The 20514-nt window shown below is 67.0% G+C and carries 23 protein-coding genes; 15 read left to right on the top strand and 8 right to left on the bottom strand.

Going from position 1 to position 20514, the window contains the following annotated elements:
• Positions 1 to 115 precede the first annotated feature (115 nt).
• From ACLJPD_RS24250 to ACLJPD_RS24205, 10 genes are all read left to right on the top strand, one after another.
• Positions 116 to 466 carry an ArsR/SmtB family transcription factor gene (locus ACLJPD_RS24250; protein ID WP_067456316.1) on the top strand — a complete coding sequence of 117 codons (351 nt, stop codon included), beginning with the start codon at positions 116 to 118 and terminating at the stop codon, positions 464 to 466.
• Positions 438 to 911 carry a Fur family transcriptional regulator gene (locus ACLJPD_RS24245; RefSeq protein ID WP_410875077.1) on the top strand — a complete coding sequence of 158 codons (474 nt, stop codon included), beginning with the start codon at positions 438 to 440 and terminating at the stop codon, positions 909 to 911. Before ACLJPD_RS24250 ends, ACLJPD_RS24245 begins: the two co-directional genes overlap by 29 nt.
• 105 nt (positions 912 to 1016) lie before the next feature.
• Positions 1017 to 1310 carry a type VII secretion target gene (locus ACLJPD_RS24240; protein WP_410875076.1) on the top strand — a complete coding sequence of 98 codons (294 nt, stop codon included), beginning with the start codon at positions 1017 to 1019 and terminating at the stop codon, positions 1308 to 1310.
• On the top strand, positions 1310 to 3169 hold the full coding sequence (locus ACLJPD_RS24235; RefSeq protein ID WP_410875075.1) for a hypothetical protein: 1860 nt from the start codon (positions 1310 to 1312) through the stop codon (positions 3167 to 3169). Before ACLJPD_RS24240 ends, ACLJPD_RS24235 begins: the two co-directional genes overlap by 1 nt.
• Complete coding sequence (locus ACLJPD_RS24230; RefSeq protein WP_410875074.1) at positions 3166 to 3672, top strand: hypothetical protein; 507 nt, start codon at positions 3166 to 3168, stop codon at positions 3670 to 3672. Before ACLJPD_RS24235 ends, ACLJPD_RS24230 begins: the two co-directional genes overlap by 4 nt.
• A 56-nt stretch (positions 3673 to 3728) precedes the next feature.
• A complete protein-coding gene (locus tag ACLJPD_RS24225) occupies positions 3729 to 4340 on the top strand; it encodes a DUF3558 domain-containing protein (protein WP_410875073.1) in 612 nt (203 codons plus the stop codon).
• A 14-nt stretch (positions 4341 to 4354) separates the two neighbouring features.
• On the top strand, positions 4355 to 4735 hold the full coding sequence (locus tag ACLJPD_RS24220) for a hypothetical protein (RefSeq protein WP_410875072.1): 381 nt from the start codon (positions 4355 to 4357) through the stop codon (positions 4733 to 4735).
• Positions 4732 to 6057: a hypothetical protein gene (locus tag ACLJPD_RS24215; RefSeq protein WP_410875071.1), complete on the top strand. Its 1326-nt coding sequence runs from the start codon at positions 4732 to 4734 to the stop codon at positions 6055 to 6057. Before ACLJPD_RS24220 ends, ACLJPD_RS24215 begins: the two co-directional genes overlap by 4 nt.
• Positions 6044 to 6796 (top strand): ESX secretion-associated protein EspG, encoded by a 753-nt coding sequence (locus tag ACLJPD_RS24210; protein ID WP_410875070.1) that lies wholly within the window; start codon positions 6044 to 6046, stop codon positions 6794 to 6796. The genes ACLJPD_RS24215 and ACLJPD_RS24210 overlap by 14 nt, the downstream gene beginning before the upstream one ends.
• A 65-nt stretch (positions 6797 to 6861) precedes the next feature.
• The gene (locus ACLJPD_RS24205; protein ID WP_410875069.1) at positions 6862 to 7980 is read left to right on the top strand and encodes a Fic family protein; all 1119 of its coding nucleotides are present in this window, start codon (positions 6862 to 6864) and stop codon (positions 7978 to 7980) included.
• Positions 7981 to 8005: 25 nt separating this feature from the next.
• Here ACLJPD_RS24205 and ACLJPD_RS24200 read toward each other — a convergent pair whose 3' ends face one another.
• Positions 8006 to 8713, bottom strand: coding sequence for a TetR/AcrR family transcriptional regulator (locus ACLJPD_RS24200; protein ID WP_410875429.1), 708 nt, complete (start codon positions 8711 to 8713; stop codon positions 8006 to 8008).
• Positions 8714 to 8985: 272 nt separating this feature from the next.
• Here ACLJPD_RS24200 and ACLJPD_RS24195 point away from each other — a divergent pair, with 272 nt between their 5' ends.
• On the top strand, positions 8986 to 9225 hold the full coding sequence (locus ACLJPD_RS24195; protein WP_410875068.1) for a CsbD family protein: 240 nt from the start codon (positions 8986 to 8988) through the stop codon (positions 9223 to 9225).
• A 97-nt stretch (positions 9226 to 9322) separates the two neighbouring features.
• Positions 9323 to 9754 (top strand): hypothetical protein, encoded by a 432-nt coding sequence (locus ACLJPD_RS24190; protein ID WP_410875067.1) that lies wholly within the window; start codon positions 9323 to 9325, stop codon positions 9752 to 9754.
• Positions 9755 to 9766: 12 nt separating this feature from the next.
• Here the strand turns inward: ACLJPD_RS24190 and ACLJPD_RS24185 are convergent, their stop codons facing one another.
• Positions 9767 to 10750 carry a hypothetical protein gene (locus ACLJPD_RS24185; RefSeq protein ID WP_410875066.1) on the bottom strand — a complete coding sequence of 328 codons (984 nt, stop codon included), beginning with the start codon at positions 10748 to 10750 and terminating at the stop codon, positions 9767 to 9769.
• Positions 10751 to 10856: 106 nt separating this feature from the next.
• On the opposite strand from ACLJPD_RS24185, the gene ACLJPD_RS24180 reads away from it, so the two are divergent.
• On the top strand, positions 10857 to 11468 hold the full coding sequence (locus ACLJPD_RS24180) for a TetR/AcrR family transcriptional regulator (RefSeq protein ID WP_410875065.1): 612 nt from the start codon (positions 10857 to 10859) through the stop codon (positions 11466 to 11468).
• A gap of 108 nt (positions 11469 to 11576) precedes the next feature.
• Positions 11577 to 12329: an LGFP repeat-containing protein gene (locus tag ACLJPD_RS24175; protein WP_410875064.1), complete on the top strand. Its 753-nt coding sequence runs from the start codon at positions 11577 to 11579 to the stop codon at positions 12327 to 12329.
• Positions 12330 to 12335: 6 nt separating this feature from the next.
• Here the strand turns inward: ACLJPD_RS24175 and ACLJPD_RS24170 are convergent, their stop codons facing one another.
• From ACLJPD_RS24170 to ACLJPD_RS24150, 5 genes are all read right to left on the bottom strand, one after another.
• Complete coding sequence (locus tag ACLJPD_RS24170; RefSeq protein ID WP_378608421.1) at positions 12336 to 12689, bottom strand: YbjN domain-containing protein; 354 nt, start codon at positions 12687 to 12689, stop codon at positions 12336 to 12338.
• 77 nt (positions 12690 to 12766) lie between these two features.
• Positions 12767 to 13582, bottom strand: a complete 816-nt coding sequence (locus ACLJPD_RS24165; protein ID WP_410875063.1) for an isoprenyl transferase — start codon at positions 13580 to 13582, stop codon at positions 12767 to 12769.
• Positions 13583 to 13729: 147 nt separating this feature from the next.
• Positions 13730 to 14521 (bottom strand): DNA repair protein RecO, encoded by a 792-nt coding sequence (gene recO, locus ACLJPD_RS24160; RefSeq protein WP_410875062.1) that lies wholly within the window; start codon positions 14519 to 14521, stop codon positions 13730 to 13732.
• Positions 14522 to 14584: 63 nt separating this feature from the next.
• Positions 14585 to 15187 (bottom strand): TetR/AcrR family transcriptional regulator, encoded by a 603-nt coding sequence (locus ACLJPD_RS24155; RefSeq protein WP_410875061.1) that lies wholly within the window; start codon positions 15185 to 15187, stop codon positions 14585 to 14587.
• Positions 15174 to 16037, bottom strand: coding sequence for an alpha/beta fold hydrolase (locus ACLJPD_RS24150; RefSeq protein ID WP_410875060.1), 864 nt, complete (start codon positions 16035 to 16037; stop codon positions 15174 to 15176). Before ACLJPD_RS24150 ends, ACLJPD_RS24155 begins: the two co-directional genes overlap by 14 nt.
• Before the next feature lie 142 nt (positions 16038 to 16179).
• Between ACLJPD_RS24150 and ACLJPD_RS24145 the strand changes: the two genes are divergently transcribed.
• Positions 16180 to 17607 carry an amidase gene (locus tag ACLJPD_RS24145; protein WP_410875059.1) on the top strand — a complete coding sequence of 476 codons (1428 nt, stop codon included), beginning with the start codon at positions 16180 to 16182 and terminating at the stop codon, positions 17605 to 17607.
• Positions 17608 to 17619: 12 nt separating this feature from the next.
• Here the strand turns inward: ACLJPD_RS24145 and ACLJPD_RS24140 are convergent, their stop codons facing one another.
• The gene (locus ACLJPD_RS24140) at positions 17620 to 20487 is read right to left on the bottom strand and encodes a hypothetical protein (RefSeq protein WP_410875058.1); all 2868 of its coding nucleotides are present in this window, start codon (positions 20485 to 20487) and stop codon (positions 17620 to 17622) included.
• Positions 20488 to 20514 lie beyond the last annotated feature (27 nt).

The raw sequence follows: 20514 nt of genomic DNA, 5'->3' as shown, positions 1-20514 counted from the left end.
GTATCGGGACGCGTCCAGTGGGTTTGCAGCAGCCGAGGTGTCCGCGCGGCGCGTCATTTGACATGCGCAATTGTGCATATCAAAATGGGATCTGTTTCCATTAAGGAGTTGGTTCATGACCACCGAGGCCGCGCCCGCGCACCCGCACAACCCTTACCACTCCCCTGCTCCCGCCGCCGTGCCGTCGCGCACGGTACTCGAGGACGCGGGCGAGCTGTTACGGGCACTGGCCGCGCCGGTCCGCATCGCCATCGTGCTGCAGCTGCGTGAGTCGCCGCGCTGCGTGCACGAGTTGGTCGACGCACTCGGCGTCACCCAGCCGCTGGTCAGCCAGCATCTGCGCATTCTCAAATCGGCGGGCGTCGTACACGGTGAACGCTCGGGTCGCGAGGTGCTCTACGAACTCGTCGACGATCATCTGGCGCATATCGTGGTCGATGCCGTCGCCCATGCCGAAGAAGGGTAATCCGTTGGTAGACAACACCTCCGCGAAGCAAGTCGGTGTTCGCAGCACCCGTCAGCGCAGTGCCATCTCGGCCCTGCTCAGCAATATCGACGAGTTCCGTTCGGCGCAGGAACTGCACGACGAGCTCCGCAAACGCGGCGAGAACATCGGCCTGACCACCGTCTACCGCACCCTGCAGTCCCTCGCCGACGCGAGCATGGTCGACGTGCTGCGCACCGACACCGGCGAATCCGTCTACCGCCAGTGCTCGAGCGGCCATCATCACCACCTGGTCTGCCGCCGATGCGGGCGCACCGTCGAGGTCGAGGGCCCGACGGTCGAGGCGTGGGCCGAGGCGATCGCGAGTGATCACGGCTTCACCGAGGTGAGCCATACCCTCGAGATCTTCGGCACCTGCCGCGAGTGCGTGCACAGCCGAGCCGAGGCCGAGTCCGCATCCGTGTGACTCACATCACATGATGGAACCTCCGCTACGCACGCCCCGTCCAACCTTCACGAAGGGACCGGTCCGCACGGACGCGTAGTCCTTCGGTAGCGGAGGAGGGACATCGTGAGTCCGACCCTGGGCGTCGAACCCGACCAGTTGAAGACCATGGCGACGACCTGGCGTCGAGAGGCAGGCGAAGTCGACGCGCTGAGCTGGGCGGCTTCGGGCGAGGCAACCGGTGACGGTAGTGACGTGCTGGCTGCCGTGCGCGGGTTGTCCGACCCGGCGTCGCAGGCGATGGACTCGATCGCGACCCGCTACACGACACTGGCCGACCTCGTCGACAAGTTCTCGGCCGACATCCAGGCGCGCGATGGGGAGACCGCGGGCGAAATCGGGAAGCTCGGTACCCGCTGATGCGGCCCACGATCCCCCAACTCGACACCTGGAATCTCGAGGGCCTGCACCGCGCCGCCGAAGCCGCCCGCGCCAACGCCGACGTCCTCTCGGCCTCGGTCGACGAATGCTCGCGGGCGGTGTCCGCGGCGGGTAGCTGGCACGGGCAGACCAAGGACGCGGCCTCACGGCGCATCGATGAGGAAGTCGATCACGGGTACGAAGTTCGCACGGTACTGCTGCGGGTCGCCGACGATGCCGAAGACGCCTATCAGGGCCTGAAGCACTCGAAAACCTATGTGCTGGAACAGAAGAACCTCGCAGTTGCGCAAGGCTTCACGGTCGCGCCCGACGGGCATGTGACCCATCCTGATCCCGAAAAAGAAGGCGACGCAGGGGTTTTCCAGCTCAACCTGTTGAGTGGGTTGGACGAAATCGAACGCCTCGACAATCTGTTCGGCGCGCGTCTGCGCGAGTCCGTCGGCGACCTCGGCGCGATGCGCGACGGTCAACCCGACATCACGCTCGCCGACGGGTCGGTCCAGGATCCGGATGCGGTGGCAATCCAGTTGGCATCGATGTCACCGGACGAGCGGGCGACGTTCCTGGCCGGTTTGAGCCCGGAAGCGCAACGTCAGTTGGTGATCGCGGCGCCCGAGAAGCTGGGCAACCTGAACGGAGTGCCGTTCGCGATGCGGATCGAGGCCAACGAGATCAACGTCCGCAATGCGCTGACATCGGAGAAGGCCAAGCCGAATCGGGACGAATCCCGGATCGAACAGCTGGAGGCGATGCTGTCGCCCGTTCCGAATCCGGAAGGTGCGGGCGTTCTCGCCACTGCGCCCGCAGCGACCGGTGACAAGGCAACCCCACGCCTGGATATGGTCGACCGCAAGTTCGTCATGTTCAGCACCGAGGGCAACGGTCGAATGATCGAGATGATCGGCGATATGAAGTCGGGTGCGCCCGGGGTTGGGGTCTATGTGCCCGGCACCAGTACGAATCTCAACGGTTCAGGGTCGAATCACGTGGCCGCGTGGAACCTCGCCGATCAGACGGGCGGACCGATCTTCCTGTACATGGAGGGCGACTTCCCGCAGAGTCTGACCAGCCTTTCCGACGGTGCGCCGAGCCCGAAATTCGCCGCTGACATGGCACCTCGCCTCGTCGACTTCGGCCGCGAAATCGACCGCGAAGTAGGGGCGACCGCACCTGGAACGCCGGTCTCCTACGTAGGACATTCCTACGGTGGCTCGATCGTCGGGTCGGCCGAGCAGTTGGGCCTTCGGGCCGACCGCGTGCTGCACGCCTCGTCGGCGGGAACCGGCGTGTTCGACGGTGGTTGGAACAATCCGAACCCGAATGTCGGGCGCTATTCCATGACCGCGCCCGGCGATCTGATCGGCGTAGTGCAGTCCTACCCGGAGGGCGGGCTGACCGTGCCCGGCGGAATTCATCTGCCCGGCAATCCGCACGCCTCGGACGTTCTCGGTGGCGATCCCGATGAGGTACCCGGCGTGACCCGCCTGGACACCGGCTATTACAGCGACGAATCCACCGACCACCGCAACGAGGTCGTCTTCGGAAGCGACGGGCACGGCAACTACTGGGACGACCCGGGCTCGACAGCGTTCGAGAACATCGTCGGAGTCATCGATGGATCGGACGCGACAGCCTATGTCGAGCGTGGGATCGAAACACAGTACGTCGACATCGGTTTGGGCGACAACGGCGACGGTGGCAAGGAAGGATTCGATGCCTCGAAGGCCGCCGCCGCCGCGGCCCTCGCGGACGCCTTCGGCAACCCGAACCTGGACCCGTACGCGAACCCTCGCGTCACCGACAACCCCCAACTCGGCGAAAAGATCGACATCAGATGAGGTTGGTGACCGCGCTCGCGGTGCTTGCCACCGCAACGCTGACCGGATGCGGCGCCTTCATCAACGAAGGTCCGACCAACCAGGAGATCAAGGACACAACGGGGCTGACCGTCGCCGAAGCGAGCCCGATTGTCGAGCGCAATCTCGAACTCGTCTGGCCGCAACAGGTGAGGATCCAACGCGCCCCGCTGCCCTATTCCGGCGTCGGCTGTCGAACCAACGACTCGATGATGTCGGAGGGACCGCCGTGGCGGCTTCGCGTCGAGATGGAGGAGGTGAACCCCTCCCAGGAGTTCATCGACCGTGCGATGGCCAACCTCGAGGCGATGACCGCGCGCGGCTTCACCTTCGTACCCAGCCAGCGACCGGACACCCATCCGGCGAGCCGGTTCTTCCGCGACTCACACGGCTACACCGTCTCATCGCACCTGAGCACGAACGTAGGGCCGAAGAAAGAGGTGCGATTCTCGATGTCCGCGTCCTCGCCGTGTGCGGCGGAGTAGGGCTTGAGCTTTCGCGATGCATGTCAGCGTGACTACGATCTCGGGAGGGGGACATCATGAACGAGCACCGGTTCTGTGGGAGGGACGAAGGCATGGCGGTTCGAGGTAGCGCGGTTCGGATGTTCGGCATGCTCGGGGCGGTGGGGTTGGCTGTCGCGGGGTGCGGGGGTGGGGAGCAGGGGACGGCTGGTCCGCAGACGAGTGGTGTGAGTGTGGCGGCGAGTCCTACTTCGGTGGATGCCGAAGCGAAGGTGTGGGATCCGTGTTCGTTGCCGGATTCGGCTGTTGGCGATGTGGGCTTGAACGCGGCGAGTAAGAAGAAGGATGTCGCTGGGGTGGACTTCACGGGGTGGAAGGTCTGCAGTTGGATGGATCCGGGCAAGCAGTACAGCTTGGCTGTCATGTCATCCGAGAAAACCCTGGCCGAATCCCGCGCGCGAACTGACTTTTCGGACTTCAACTCGCTGACTGTCGGCTCACACGCCGCGCTCGAATTTCGACAGGCAGGCGCATCCCATGAGCTGTCGTGCTTCGTCGCCGTCGAAGTCCCGGCTGGGTCGGTCATGTTCAGGTTCCAAAACCGCGTCAGCGCGGACAGCCCGTTGCCCCCGTGTCCTGAGGCTCGTCGACTGAGCGCGGGTCTGGTCCAATACCTTCCCGCAGCTTGAGGGAGTGATCGCACGTGCACCTCAGCATCGACCCCGCTCAGTGGAATCATCTACTCGTCCAGGCGAACGCCGGGGAGCTCTCGCTAGATCCCGAGGTCGGCAAGGACCTCGATCGTGTGTGCGACGACCATCTCGACCGTCTCGAAGAGGTTTTCGAGCAGGTGGCCATTGTCAGCGCGATTTCCGGATTCGGCGACTTCGACTCGGGCAAGACGCTGGAACGAAAGTTCTCCCTGACCGCATCCGAAGGTGACCGCCCGTTGGACGAAGCGCTCAAGAAGCACATCGAGGCAGTGAAGACAGCGAAAGAGGTTGTCGCCAAAGCGATTGCGAACTTCGTCGCGCAGGACGAAGCGACCGGCGCCAAGATCTCCGCGACGGGAGAACACCTGTGACCTACGAGGACTACAAGGCCAAAGTGATCGCCGCGCAGGAGCAGTGGAACACCGAGCGGGCCAAGATCTACGACCGCCAGCGATCGGGCAACTACTCCACGATCTTCGACGGCGACACCCAACCCCCGCACATCACCACCCCCGACAACTACGACAGCATGACGCTCGAGCAGATGCAGGCCGCGGTCGCGGCGATGAAACCGCAACTCGTCGACGACGCCGTCACTGCATGGGCGAATATCGGCGGCGCGCTGATGGGCACGTTCACCGGGTTCAACCAGCAGTTCGCACGCACAGTCACCGGCGCGGGTGGCCACAGCGGGTGGACAGGCGCGGCAGCTTCCGCAGCGGTCGCCGCCGTGAACAACTATGCGCAGCAATCGATCCCACTGTCCCAGGCCGCCACCGCGATCAGCCTTAAACTGAACGAGATGCGCACCGGAATCGAGCAGACCCAAGCGTTGATGCCCGGCCTCACCGAGCGCACCAACGTCACCGGCAAGTCGCTGCCCGCCGACGGCGTGATGAAGGTCGACGACCACAACCGCGAAGAGGCCACCCAGGAGGCACGCCGGATCCTGCGGTCCGTCTACAGCCAGGTAGCGGACCAAACCGACGTCGGCGTCCCCTTTCTGCCCACCGCACCGACGATCGCCAGTGACAACGGCGACGGCGGCGGCCCTGGCAGCAACGGCGATACGAATACCGATGGCGCCCAAGGTGATTCGACCGGTGGTGCAACGACCGGGAACCCGTCGACCGGCGAGCCAGACGCCGACACAACCACCGAGGAACCGAACTCCGAACCAGCCTCGACCACCCCACAATCCACCGAGGCCGCATCGACTACGCCGCAAAGCTCCACTGCTGCACCGCAATCAAGCACACCGACCACCTCGACCCCCACCGCGGGAACTCCGACGGCGACCACCCCCGGCGTCGGCACTCCGAGCACGGGTCGACCCGGCGGCGGGGCCACAGGAGGCCGAGGCGGCTCCACTGGTGGGGGCGTCGGCGCCAACGGTGGCCGCGGTGGCTCCGCGGGCAGCCCCGCTACCCCGGGAAAGAGCACACCGGGCAGTCCGGCCGCAGCAGCAGCCGCGGGCACTCGCGCGGGCACGGCTGCCGGCAGTGGTCGCGGCGCCGCGGGAATGGGCGGCATGGGCGCGCCGGGCGCTCGGGGCGGCTCGGATGACGAACGCACCAAAGGCATCCCCGAGTACCTGATCACCCAGGAGAACGGCGAGCTCCTGCTCGGCACGAACGAGATCCGGACCGTACCCCCAGTGATCGGCGGAGACAACGACAGTGCACCGAGCTGAATTCACCGGGATCGAATTCGACATCCTCTGGTCCGGCTACGGGCGCGACCGTCTCCCCTACCCCCTCCAATACCGCACCGACATAGTCGAATTCGATGAACTGAAGCGGCATCGCGAGGAAGCCGTGGGACGCCTGCTCGGAAAATATGATCCGGCGATCGAACGCGCCATCGCCGTCCTGCTCGACCCCGAAGCCAGAGTCGAATCCAAAGGCTATGTAGGTCAAGACAATTCGACCATCATCCGCTTCCACGGCGCGGTCCGCGGCGAGACAGGCGCCACCCTCACCCAAGCACCGGGCGCGGACGAGGACACCGGCGCCAACGTCACACTGACCTACTGCACCCCCGCCCAGGTAGCCGCCCTGACGGTCGCAGCCCTCCCCCGCACCAAACCCGGCACGAAACCCCCGGTCGAGGTCCGTCGCGACCAGTTGGCTGCCGAAGAAGACCACTTCGAATACCGAGCAGGCCGCCTCAGCTCCGCCGACCAACTGAACCGCATCTTCCACCGCCCCCGCCAAGCCTTCGGCGAGATCTCCGCCCTCTCCGGCCCCGCTCTGGACTCCCGCCCCACCCCCGCCCGCACCTTCTGGTGGATGGACTACCCCGACGGCCGCTACTACGTAAAAACCGGCGACCCCATCATCGCCGAACCCCTCCCCACCGACCGCATGATCGCCGGCATCCACCGCATGCTCACCCGAGCCCAGCGCTACCACCAAGAATTTCCTGCCTGAGATTCGCAGCGATTACGGCCCTATTCGCTTTATATTGTGCAGCGAATAGGGCGTAGAATCGCTGCATGGCGAGCAGGAGGTACATCTGGGAAGCGGCCGAGTGGCCACACTTCACCTTTGACGCCGCGTTGCTCGCCAAACCGACCGCAGCGGTCGCACTCGCACAGGGGCGCCTGCACGGTCGACTCGCGCATGCCGACGACGCCGCGCAGGAACGTGCAGGCCTGGAAGCGCTCACCTCCGACGTCGTGAAATCGAGCGCCATCGAAGGCGAGTTGCTCGACGCTGCATCGGTCCGATCGTCCATCGCCCGGAGGCTCGGCGTGGATATCGGAGCAACGACTCCGTCCGACCGCCGGGTCGACGGCGTGGTCGACATGATTCTCGACGCCACCCGTCATCACGACCATCCGGTCACAGCAGAGCGCCTGTTCGGCTGGCACGCCGGACTCTTTCCGACGGGATACTCCGGCATCTCGCGAATTCGCGTGGGCGGGTGGCGCACCGACGAGACAGGCCCGATGGAGGTTATCTCCGGACCCTACGGCCGACAGCAAGTCCACTTCGAGACACCGCCCGCCGCCCGCCTCGACGACGACATGCGCCATTTCCTGCATTGGCTGGACGCGGAAACGCCCGAACCAGCAGTACTCAAAGCAGGCCTGGCCCACCTCTGGTTCGTAACTATCCACCCCTTCGATGACGGAAACGGCCGAATCGCCCGCGCCATAGGCGATCTCGCCCTCGCCCGCTCCGAACACAGCCCCCTACGCTTCTACAGCCTGTCCGCCCAGATCCAGCGCGACCGCAAGAACTACTACGCCGTCCTCGAAAGCACCCAACGAGGCGACCTCGATGTCACCCTTTGGCTCCTGTGGTTCCTCGACGCCCTACACCAGTCAATCGACAACGCTGACAACACCATCGACGCCGCCCTGGCAAAATCCCGCTTCTGGCGTACCTGGCACGGAACACCGATGAACCCCCGCCAGATCGACATGCTCAACCGAATCCTGGACGGCTTCAACGGAAAACTGACAACCCGAAAATGGTCGACCATCACCAAAACCTCCCAGGCCTCAGCCCTCCGCGACATCAACGAACTGCTCGACCTCGGAGTCCTACGCCGCTCCGACTCGAGCGGACGCAGCACTTCCTACGAGCTGACGGACGCCATCCCGTAGCCACGAAGCGAGCGGGGCGAACCAGCTAGTGGGAGCGGCGTAGTGAGCCGAGGCGGTCGAGGAGGGCTTCGAGGGATTCTTCGAATTCGTCGGCTGCGCGGTTGGTCGAGAGGTGGCTTTGCAGGCGGTACACGTGGGGGTAGTCGGCCAGGTTCGCGGATTCGTGTCGGCCTGGTTCGCTGGTGGTGATCGGGCTCAGGTCGACACCCCTGGTGGCGACCTCGAGCAGGAGGTGACCGAGGAGGAAAGTGGCGAAGGAGCGGTAGACCTGGACGGCTTGGCGGTCGTCGAAACCGTAGTTCACCATGGTTCCCAGAAAGGATTCCATCCAGTTCAGGCTGCGCAGTGGCGGGCACAGCCACGGGGCTTGGGGTGGGCTCGACGCCATCAGCGGGAACACCTCGGGGTGTTGCAGCGCGACCCGGCGCACGCCGTGCGCCAAACGCTGCAGATAGCCCTGCCAGCCGCCGCCCTGGCCGTCGGGTTCCATCAGGTTCTGGTCGTAGAGCTGGTCGACGAGGTGGTCGACGATGCCGGCCAACAGGTCGTCGCGGCCGGAAACGTACCGGTACAGAGCCATGGCTTCGACGCCGAGCCAGGACCCTAGACGGCGCATCGTGAGATGGCCCAAGCCTTCCTCGTCGATCAGCGCGATCGCTGATTCCAGAATCAGGGCGCGGTCGAGGCGCGGGGGGCGTCGGCTGCCTGCCTCCCGCTGACCTTTGTCGCGCAGCTCAGCGCCCGAATCGATCGTGTCCTCGCTCAGGGCAGAGCTCCTGTCAAAATCCTCGGGCCCTGGTCTTCCAGCACGCCACCATGATCACAGAATACCGGTGTTGTTCGACCAGATCCGGCAGGCCCGGGAAAATGAGAGCGGTCACTTCCGTTTACAAGATAAACGAAGATGTGTTTATCTTGTAAACGGCAGTCGAAGGGCTGCCACCTCCCTGTGTGCCGTCGCAGTCACGCAGGGACAACCACAAGGCCTATCGGAAGGGGAACGCCGTGTCGGATAAGGACAGTGGAGTCGAGGCCGGAGTCAAGGGCGTCGCGGATGCCGTGAAGGGCAAGGCCAAGGAGGTCGCGGGCGCTGCCGTCGGCGACGACTCGCTGCTGCGTGAAGGCAAGGCACAGCGGGACAAAGCAGCTTCCGAGCGTGAGGTCGCGCAGAAGGAAGCCGAAGCCGAGAAGGCCCGAGCCGAGGTAGCCGCCAACGAGGCACGTCAGCGTGCCGAGCAGGACTGACAACTCGTGCTGTGCGGGCCCGACCGGAGCGACCGGTCGGGCCCTTGGTCCGCCGATGGCTGGGTCACCAGCTACTGGATCGAAAACGAGGAGTGACATGGACAGGTCGGGAAGGCTGCGGTTGAGCAGTGCTGCGAGAACGATGCCCGGCTACGCCGACCGTCAGTGGGCAGTGCGCGAAGCGGTGCTGAAGTGGGCCTACAACGAAGACATTTCCGGCAACCCGGCGCCGCTGCTCGGAGCATTCACTGTCGCGACGTCGGTTCGCTGGCGCGGCGAGCCGATCACCGAGGACGAGGTGGTGTGGGCCGCGCTGTGGTTGGTGCGCACGGGGCTGTTCCATCCCGTCGAGATCGGCGCCCACCAGCTCGCGGCCGTTCGACACCCCCGCATCACCGACGAAGGGGTCCGCGCCGCCCTGTCCCCCAATTGCGTCCGGGCAAGGCCCGCTCACGCGCCCACCGTAGTTGCCGACCACACACGACTGGGCCTGGACGCCGACGTACGCAGTCCAGACCCGGCCATGTGACGTCGCGGCCTCTCAGGCGGGTACCGCCACCTGTCCGGCTGCGGCAGCGGGGGCAGCGGGGGCAGCGGCCTTGGGCGTCCGCAGTGCGCCGAGGCCGAGCAGAGCCACTCCCGACACAGCCCACACCAGCAGCACTGTCAGCGGCCCGACCGCGCCCGCGCCGTCGAAGTAGGCGACGGAGCGAAGGAGGGAAGTCGCCGCGCCGGGCGGGAGGAGTTGGCCGATGGTTCCCCAGGGCTGGGGCAGGAGTTCGGGGGCTGAGGTGGCGGCGGAGAACGGGTTGCCGATCAGCAGCATGGTGAGGGCGCCAAGGCCGATGCCAGGGCGGCCGATGGCGGCGGCCAGGCCGACGATTGTCGCGGCGACCGCGAAGGAGGCGAGGCCGGCGATGGCGGCCAGTTCGAGGTAGGAGCCGGGCAGGATCGAGAGCCAGGTGTGGAAGACGAGGGTGCTGAGGAGCCCACCTGCGATGGCGAAGGTGGTCAGGCCTGCGAGGCGGGCGCTGAGGGACGGGATCAAAAGGGTGAGCAGGACGCCCGCGGCGATGCCGGACATGACCAGGGGTAGGACCATCGAGCCGAAGCCGGCGCCGCGGGGGTCGTCGGGGTCGGTGGCGATCACGTCTTGGACCGCGACGGCGGGGACGCCGCTGAGCTGTTGGGCGACGGCGGTGAGTTGCTGGGCGACGGCGGGTGCGGCGGCGGAAGCAACCATGACCTGCGGTGCGCCGTTGCCGGTGACGATCGCGCCGTAGATTTCCCTGTCGGCCAGCGCGTTTCGCGCCGCGGACGCGTCGGCGAGGGTGGTGATCTCGAAGGCGCCGGGGTCACGCTGCTGCAGTTGCTGGGCGATCTGGGCGGAGGCGGGACCCGCGACGGCGATCGGCAGGTCGCGCGGGGCGATATTGACGGTGGGCCAGGCGAAGGCGATGAGCATCAGCGCCTGGATCGCGGTGGCCGCGAGACCGAGGGCTACGGCTCGGCGGGTGATCGTCATGTCGGCATTCTCCCCTTAAAGCGAATGTTCGTTCTTTTTGATGCTTCTACCGTGACAGCACGGCACCTCGCTTGTCAAGAACGGATATTCGTTTTACTTTTGACCCATGCCCCGAGTCAGCGAAGAACACCTGGAACGCCGCAGGCAGCAGATCCTCGACGCCGCGCAGCTGTGCTTCGCCAGGAAGGGGTTCCACGAGACTTCGATGCAGGACGTGTTCGCCGAATCGCAGATGTCGGCGGGTGCGGTCTATCGGTACTTCACCAGCAAGAACGAGATCATCGGCGCGCTCGTGCACCGCACGATGGGACCGTTGCGCGAGCGGCTCGCCGAGATCATTCGCGGTGAAACTCTCCCTCCCCCCTCGGAGGTCATCCGGCTGCTGACAAGCGAGATCGTCAAGCGCAGTGGTCCCGACGGTCCGCTGCGGCTCGCCCCGCAGGCGTGGGCGCTGGCCTTGGTCTCCGACGAGGCGGCCGTCCCGGTCCGCAACGCCATCGCGTCGATGCGCGAGCTGTGGTTCGAGTACGCGGACCGGTTGTGCGAATCCGGTTGGCTGCCCCCCGGCACAGATTCCGACGTGATCGCCAAGACGCTCATCGGCTTGCTGCCGGGGTTCATCCTGCAGCACCTGCTACTCGGGGACGTCGCACCGGACGACTTCGCCCGCGGCCTCGAGATCATGCTGCCGGGACCGCCGCACCGCCACCCGGGGTGAGCAAGGCCACTGTTGCCACCGCCGCACAACGGGTAGGTTCGGGTGCGGCACCGGAGGGGGTCCCGAGCGCCGGACATCGTTGAATATCGATCCGACCAGGGAGTTTCTGTGACATTTCACCGTCGAACCGTTCGATCACGCGGCTTGGCCGCGCTGGCGACCGTCACCGTCGCGGCCGCGTTGCCCGCGGCCATGGCAGGCACCGCGCAGGCGCGGATGATCGGCGGATTCGAGGTGGGCGGCGCGATCGAGATCGAGTACGACCAGGCGGGTGGCCCGGCGCTGGGTGAGCCGACCTCCCCGGAGGCCGATGCGGCGGCCGGTGGCAAGTACCAGACCTTCGCCAACAACGCGGCCATCTACTGGCATCCCGACACCAACGCCAACACCGTCGCGGGCCAGATCCGGGACAAGTTCGCCGCGACGGGCAACGAGTCGGGCCCGCTCGGCTACCCGACCGGTCGCGAGCAGTCCACCCCGTCGGGCGGCGGTCGCTACAACCACTTCCAGAAGGGCTCGATCTACTGGTCCGTCGGCACCGGCGCGCATCAGATCAGCGGCCCGATCCGGGACAAGTGGGGCGCACTCGGCTGGGAGTCGAGCCCGCTCGGCTTCCCGCTCACCGACGTCTCCGCCGCGGGCAAGGGCGACGGCCAGTTCACCATGTTCCCGACCGGCGCCATCTACTGGACGGCCAAGACCGGCGCGCACGCGGTCTGGGGCAGCATCCAGGCCGACTGGACGCGCGCGGGCGCCGAGGGCGGCCGCTACGGCTACCCGACCAGCGACGAATACGACTACCAGGGCGGCAAGGCCCAGGATTTCCAGGGCGGCAAGATCACCTGGAAGCCCGGCAACTAGCACGCGCTACGGCGCGAGCAAACCCTGACGGGCCTTGTTCGCGCCGGACAGTGCCAGCAGCAGCATGGTGGTGAGCGCCCCGTCGTCGAGACCCTCGGCGGGGAAGGTGTAGCGCAGGATGACGTCGCCGAGTTTGCCGCGGGCGATCAGGGTGACCGAGCCGAACTGAATCTCGTTGTTGCGCTCGGCGACTCGCTTGTGCAATTGGGGCTTGAGCGGGCGATCCCACGCCAGCACGCTGGTGAGCGACAGCACGGTGAGGCCCGGTGCCAGGGTCACGGCGCGGATCGAGCACAGGGCGCCGTTGTATTCGAAACCGAGCGATCCGTCGGCGTCGACGCGCACGTCTATTTCCTGCATCTGCAGACAGGCACCGGTGCGCGCCTGCAGGTCGATCTCGGGGCTGACCACGTTGGCTTCGTCGCTCATTTCCTGGCTCATTTCGCGCCACCGAAGCGACGGTCGCGCTTGGCGTATTCCAGGCACGCGTCCCACAGGTTACGCCGGTCGAAGTCGGGGAAAAGTGTGTCCTGGTAAACGAATTCGGCGTAGGCCGCCTGCCAGATCAGGAAGTTGGAGCTGCGGAACTCACCGGAGGGGCGAAGGAAAAGGTCGACGTCGGGCATGTCGGGTTCGTCGAGGTATTTCGCGACGGTGGCCTCGTCGACCTTCTCCGGGTCGATCTCGCCCGCGGCCACCCGGCGCGCGATTTCCCTTGCGGCGTCGGCGATTTCGGCACGGCCGCCGTAGTTGACGCACATGGTCAACGTCATCACATCGTTGTCCTTGGTGAGCTCTTCGGCCACCTCGAGTTCCTTGATCACACTGCGCCACAGGCGAGGTCGGCGCCCGGCCCAGCGCACGCGCACTCCCATGTCGTGCATCTCGTCGCGGCGGCGGCGGATCACGTCGCGGTTGAAGCCCATCAGGAAGCGCACCTCGTCGGGGCTGCGGCGCCAGTTCTCGGTGGAGAAGGCGTAGGCCGAGAGCCACTTGACGCCGATCTCGATGCAGCCTTCGACGGAGTCCATGAGCACGGCCTCGCCGCGTTCGTGTCCGGCGGTGCGCGGCAGGCCACGCTCCTGAGCCCAGCGGCCGTTGCCGTCCATCACCAACGCGACGTGGTTGGGCACGAGCTCCGGCGGGATCGCGGGCGGGCGCGCGCCGGAGGGATGCAGAGACGGCGGGCGCACGGTGCGGGTGCCGTCCTTGCTCGCGGGAGAAGAGTCACGGCGCAGGATCACGGCATCCATCCTGCCTGATCGCCGGGTGCGGGCTGCACGGGCTCCGGGTTGACGGGCGGACCGGTCGTCAGTCGAGCTACTCGTGGGCACCGAGTAGGCCGCGCGCACTGCGACCGACTCGGCGGACGCGAGCGCGCGATAGGTAGCTCGGCCTGGTCAGCCGGCCCGGCCGACGACACCTGCGTCGGACCGAACCACTGCCGTCGGGGATTCGATGCGGGATCGTTCGATCAGCGGCAGCGTGCGCAACTGACGTTCCAGGTGCCACTGCAGGTGGGCGGCGACGAGACCGCTGGCCTGGCGGCGGACGTTGTCGGGGACGCCGTCGATGTAGGCCCACTCCCCCTTCAACAGCGCGACGAGCAGATCGAGCACCCCGGTGAGCGGCGTACTCGCGCCCGGCGGCCGACAGTGCACACAGACCGCGCCGCCCGCTCCCACATGGAAGGCGCGGTGCGGGCCGGGGGTGGCACAGCGGGCGCATTCGTCGAGCGCGGGTGCCCAACCGGCGAAACCCATGGCGCGCAACAGGAATGCGTCGAGGATCAGTTCGTGGGGGCGTTGTTTGGCGGCGATCGCGCGCAGGGCACCCGCGGTGAGGACGTGCAGTTTCGGGGCGGGCGCGCGTTCTTCGCCCGCGAGGCGTTCGGCGGTTTCCAGGATCGCGCACGCGGTGGTGTAGCGGCCGTAGTCGTCGATGATGTCGGCGGCGAACGCCTCCACGGTGATCACCTGGGTGACGATGTCGAGCGTGCGGCCCGGGTGCAACTGCACGTCGATGTAGGAGAACGGCTCCAACCGCGCCCCGAACTTCGACTTGGTGCGCCGCACCCCCTTCGCCACCGCCCGGACAAGCCCGTGTTGCCTGGTCAGGAGCGTGACGATGCGATCGGCCTCGCCCAGCTTGTGCTGGCGAACCACCACCGCCTCATCCCGATACAACCGCACGCGCCCAGTCTTGCATGTCGGCCCGACACCGCGATCACGGACACGATGTCGCCGCGCGACAGCTCAGCTCCGCTGGAGCAGACCGCTGATGAGCAGCAGCAGCGATTGCTGGGTCTCGGCGCGAGCACGGTCGGGATCGGCGGAGTGGGCGACGATGAGCGAGGCTTCGGTGATGGCGCTGAGCAGCAGCTGCGCGAGTACCGGGACGGGGGCGACCGGGAGCAGGCCCGCGTCGGTGGCGCGTTGCAGTTCGGCGGTGATGAGGCCCAGGCCGTGGCGGGCCTCGAATTCACGGAAGGCGGGCCAGCCGAGCACGGTCGGAGCGTCCATCAGCACGATGCGCACCATTTCCGGGCGCCCGCAGAGTTCGAGAAGACATGCCAGACCCGCGGTCATGCCGCCGAGCACGTCGGCGCGGTCGACAGCGGCCACCGCGCTCTCGATCTCCGCGGTGGCCTCGGTCTCGACCTGTTCGAGGACGGCGAGGAACAGTCCGCGCTTGTCGCCGTAGTGGTGGTGCAGGGCGCCGCGGGTGACACCGGCGGCGGCCACCAACTGCTCGGCCGACGTACCGGCGAAGCCGCGCTCGCCGAACAGGCTGCGGCCTGCCCGCTCGAGCGCGGCTCGGGTGGTGCGGGAGCGATCCTCCTGGCTACGGCGCTGCATGGAGCCGAGTGAACTCCACGATCAGTTCGGTGAGCAACTCCGGCCGGTCCTCGGAAATGAAGGTGTAGGAATTGTCGACGGTGCGCAGGGTCGCCCGGGGCAGGTCGGCGACCAGGCGTTCGGCCAGGGTCATCGGGAACAGTTTGTCTTCGGTCGACCAGACGACGAGCACCGGGAGGTCGACCTCGGCGAAACGTTCGGCGGCGGCCAGGGTGCACCCCTTGTCAGCCGTCGCGGCGAAGCGGCGCAGGTCCGCGCGGATCGCGGCGCTGCGCCGGGCCGGCCGCAGAAAGGACTCCGCGATCTCGTGCGGCAGATCGTGTTTGGTCAGCCAGCCGAAGCCGAGCGGCAACCGCTGCATGAACCGCCACCGCATCGGGGCCAGCAGCGGGGCGATCGTGCCCGGGATCTTCGCGACCTTCAGCAGGGTCGTGAAAGGCTGCGGCCAGATCTCATAGCAGTCGACGGCGGCCAGGACGACGCGGCCGATCCGTTCCGGTCTGCGCGTCATCAGGATCTGGGTGAGCGCACCGCCGGTGTCGTTGGCGACGATCGTGACATCGGTGAGGTCGAGCGCCTCGAGGAACTCGCCGATCAGATCCGCGATGCCGGTAGGCGTCAGGTCGGCGGCGGGCATCGGGATCGAATGCGAGCCGAGTGGCCAGTCGGGTGTGAGGCAACGGTGTCCGGTGGCGGCGAGGCCGGGCACCACACCCCGCCACAGATCGGCGTTGACGAGCAGTCCGTGGACGAACACGACCGGCGATCCGGTGCCGGTGTCGTGGTAGCGGACGCGGCCGGACGACAGGGCGATCTCGTGCGCCGGGCCGAGTGCTGAGCTGATTCCCATGGGGTCCTCCCCTGGTCGAATGCTGGGCGTGTTCACTCTTACATACATCCTGTATGTATGTCTATACCCACCCTAGGGGATGTGGACGGGTGACCAGCTTCGCGTTACGGTCGAGCCAACTACCTGCAGAGACGGAGCTCAGATGTCCGCGCCCGACCACCTCGCGCCGAATTCCTCGGCCGAGCTCGGCCTCACCGAACTGTCCGCGGCCATCGCCGAGGGCGGTATCTCCTCGGTTGCCGCCGTGACCGACGCGCTCGACCGCATCGAAGCGTCCCAGCCGACGCTCAACGCGTTTCGGGTCGTGCGTCGCGAGGCGGCGTTGCGAGAAGCCGCCGAGGCCGATGCGCGGCTGGCGGCGGGGGTGCGACTGCCGCTGTTGGGCGTGCCGATCGCGGTGAAGGACGACACCGACATCAGTGGTGAGGTCACCGCGTTCGGCTGCGGTGGGGAGTTCACGCCGAAGACCGCGGACGCCGAATCGGTGCGCCGGTTGCGCGCGGCGGGGGCGGTGATCGTCGGCAAGGCCAACACCTGCGAGCTGGGGCAGTTGCCGTTCACCAGTGGTGACGCGTTCGGATACACCCGCAATCCGTGGGATCGCACCCGTACACCGGGTGGGTCGTCGGGTGGGTCGGCGGCGGCGGTCGCGGCCGGATTGGTCTCTGCCGCACTGGGTTCCGACGGTGCGGGGTCGGTGCGTATTCCGGCCTCGTGGACGAATCTGGTCGGGATCAAGCCGCAGCGCGGGCGCATCTCCACCTGGCCGCTGGCGGAGGCGTTCAACGGGCTCACCGTGAACGGGCCGCTCGCGCGCACCGTGCGTGACGCGGCGCTGCTGCTCGATATCGCCGCCGGACCGCACGAGGGCGACCGGCACAAGCCCGCGCCGATCGATGCGAGTGCGGCGGTCGGGCGCGATCCCGGCAAGCTCAGAATCGCGCTCTCCCTGAGCATTCCGTACACCGCGACCAAGACCGCGCTCGATCCAGAGATCGCGGCGGCCGTGCACGCGCTGGCCGGTACCCTGCGCACACTCGGCCACACCGTCACCGTGACAAACCTGCACTACGGGTTGATGATCGGCGCGTCCTTCCTGCCGCGTTCGCTGGCGGGGATCAGCCGAGTGCACCGGGATCTGCCCGGGTCGGTTGTCGACCCGAGGACCACGGCCAATGCGCGGATCGGCCGAGTCCTCACCGGACCCGCGCTCACCGCGGCCCGGCTCGCGGAGCCCCTGCTACACAAGCGAATCGGCTCATTCTTCGACGACTACGACCTCGTGTTGGCGCCGACCACGGCCACCCCTCCCCCGCGCGTGGAAGAGATCGACGGAATCGGCGTCGGCGCGACCAACAACCTGATCACCGCAGCTTGCCCCTACACCTGGCCGTGGAACGTCCTCGGCTGGCCGAGCGTGAACGTGCCGGCCGGGTTCACCGATGCCGGGCTACCGATCGGCGCGCAGTTGATGGGCACCGCAAACACCGAACCCCTGCTGATTTCGCTTGCCGCGCAACTGGAATCGACAATGCATTGGGAGCAGGCACGACCCACACAGTGGTGGTGAACCGCGGAGCCTTTACCGCCCCGGTTCAACCCACCTTTCGAGATCGCTCCTCGTGCCCGACGGACAGCCGTCCTGGCCGGTCTGCCGGGGGAACATCATCAGGCAGCGTTGGGGGCCCGCTCCGCCGACCGCGGTGGTGACCAGGACCGCGATCGACGAGCCGTCGGCGACTCGGCTGGTCGAGAAGCCGAGAGTGCCGGTGACGCCGCGATAATCGGACTCGCGCAGTTGGACCGCGATGGCGGTTCGGTTCGGGTCGGCCAGCACGCCACGGCTGCTGCGCACCGCTTGGAGGAACAGGCCGCTCGCGTCGAAGGCCAGGCCGGTGCGGTCGCCTGCCCAGGTGGGCCGGTAATCGACGAGGTCGGGATAACCACGCAGGTCTTCGATCAACCCGGCCAGTTCGGTGCACAGCTGTTCGTGTTCGAACGGCACCGGCTGGTCGCCGAGTTTGCCTATGCCATTGACACAATCGGCGCCACCGAGCATCACCGGCGATGCCTTGGACACGTAGCGCACGGTGAGGTTGGCGGGCAGCGCGGCGGTGGCCTTCGGATCGGTGATCAGCCGGGTCACCGCGTCGTTGCCGAGGATCGCCGGGCCCGCGCCGCTCAAGCAGCCGCGACTCATCGATTTGGCGAAGGTCGGGAAGTCGTCGTTGCGGCCCGCGAAGAACAGCAGGGTCTTTCGGTCGAAACCGGCCGTTTCGCAGGGCGCGGGGAAACGGTAGAGCTGCTGTTGTTCGCGCCAGCTCATACTCTGCTGCGCCACACCGCGTTCGGTGAGTTCTTTCTGCAAGTCCTCGACCAGGGTGGTCACGTACAGATCGCCCTTGTCGTCGGGATGATAGATCGCCACCTTGTCGTAGCGGGGTGCGCCGGTGAGATCGCGCGCACCCTGCGCATAGTCGGCGACCAGGCGGGCCTGCACCGTATTGCTCGGTGCGGCTTGGAAATACAGCGGCGAGGCCTGTTCGAGACCATCGGCGGACAGTGTCGTCGCCACGGCGGGCACGCCGAGCTCGCCGAGACGGGTGATGGCCCTTCGTGTTTCGTCGTTGCTGCGATCTATTCCGACGACGCCCAACACGCTGGGGTCATCGGCAACGAGCTCGCGCAGTGGGTTCTCGACCACCCAACCAGCGTGGCGCATGTTGGAACCACCATTGGCGATGATGATGCGCAGCAACGGTTCCGATTCGTCGGAGGCCAGCAACGCGCGACGCTGCTGTACCGCCAGTCCGGCCAGTTCCTCCACCTGGGCGTGCGGGTAGCGCACATTGGTGTCGACATAGCTCAGGCCCGCGAAATATACCAGCGAGACCAGCGGCCGATTCGGGTTGCTCTCGCGCGCATCGCCAGCTTCGGCGTTGAGCCGGAACACTTCTCGCTGCATCGCCGACAACTCGGGATCGTCGGCGAAGGTCTGGCGGGGGTTGTCGCTGTAGCCGACGCATTCACCGCCGCGCAGACTCACCGAGACACCGCCGGTCCACGGCCAGTGCGAACATTCGACACCGCGCAGCGGCGGGAAATACACGAGCGTCGCGGCCACTGCGAGCACGATCGGGATCAGCACCCACAGGCCGACGAACCAACTGCGCGCGGCCAGCGGTGGCGCGGGTGGCAGTGCGAGACCACGGAATCGGGCATCGCTGACCCGCGGGGTGCTCTCGGGCGGCAGGATCGCGCGCAACGGCAGGAACCAGGCGTCGGTCTGGCGATGGGTGCGCCGGTTGTCGATTTCGCGCACCCACTCCTGCAACGGATCGGGCGGTTGCGGGGTCGGCGCGTCGGCGAGACTTTCCAAGGTGCGCAGCGGACGCAGATCGCTGATGTGCGAGAGCTCGCCGACCTCGCGGATCGGCCCTTCATCGCGCAGTGCCACGACCACCAGCGGATCGAAAATGCCGGTCTCGTTACGGATTTCGTTGATCCAGGTGAGGATGCGCGCGGCGTCGCCACCCTCGGTCAGACCACCGAGCAGCGCCACCGGGTACGCGGTGCGCCGCCAGCTCGACGGACGCCAGATCCGGCGCCGGTACGCATCACGCAGGTCCTCGAGAAAGGCGTGGACGAGGAGCTTGGCGACCTGCTCCTCGTTTTCGTCGACCCGGTGCGACGCGGTGAGCCGGGACGCGAAACCCAGGAAACTGCCCGACAATTCGGGTGCCAGATAGCGCTGGTGCAGGAACCACCGGGTCACCTTCGACATGCCGGGTATGCGCCCGGACACCCACAGCCACAACCGCAGCACCGGCCACAGGGCCAGCACCGCGAAGACCACGCTCGAAAACATGCCGCCCGCAACGCCTTCGGTGGCATCGGAGCGGTTGGTCGAGGAACCGCTGCGTAGCAGCTTGGGTAGCCTGCGGCGCAGTTCGTCGGGCGCCTCGGATTCGTCGGAGGTCACCCGCTGGCGGGTGAGCCAATCGGCGGTGCGGTAGCGCGGGAACTTGATCGCGCCCATCGCGGTGTCGTCGGCGGCGAAACCCGCCACCAGGTGCTGCACGATCGGCAGGCAGTGGCCGGGGATCTCCTGATCTCCCGCGTGCGGGCTCGCGTCGATCGCGTTGAGGTCGGGGGTGAGCTGCGTGCGCGGCAGGTCGGGCGCGTGCAGGTCGATCTTGACGCGCGGAGTCGCCCGCCTGCCCCCGGATTCGCTGAGCCAGCTGTATATTTCGCCGATCAGCGCCGTGTGCCCGGTGACACCGACCACCTCGACGATCGGGCGTGGCAGCGTGCGCCGCCCGCGTACCAGTGTGCGCAGCACGCGCGGGCGGGTGTCGGGAATCTCGAGCGCCCGCAGCAGCTCCAGCAGCTTGCCGACATCATTGGCATCGGGCACGTCTTCGGCCTCCCCCGGGCGAACAGCGACCACGCCGAAAGAACCGGCGTGTTCGCCGAA

Origin of the sequence: Nocardia sp. A7, from assembly GCF_046549215.1 — a bacterium.
Taxonomy (GTDB): Bacteria; Actinomycetota; Actinomycetes; order Mycobacteriales; family Mycobacteriaceae; genus Nocardia.
Note: the sequence above shows the minus strand (reverse complement) of the source record. Positions and strands in the feature narration are given on the sequence as shown.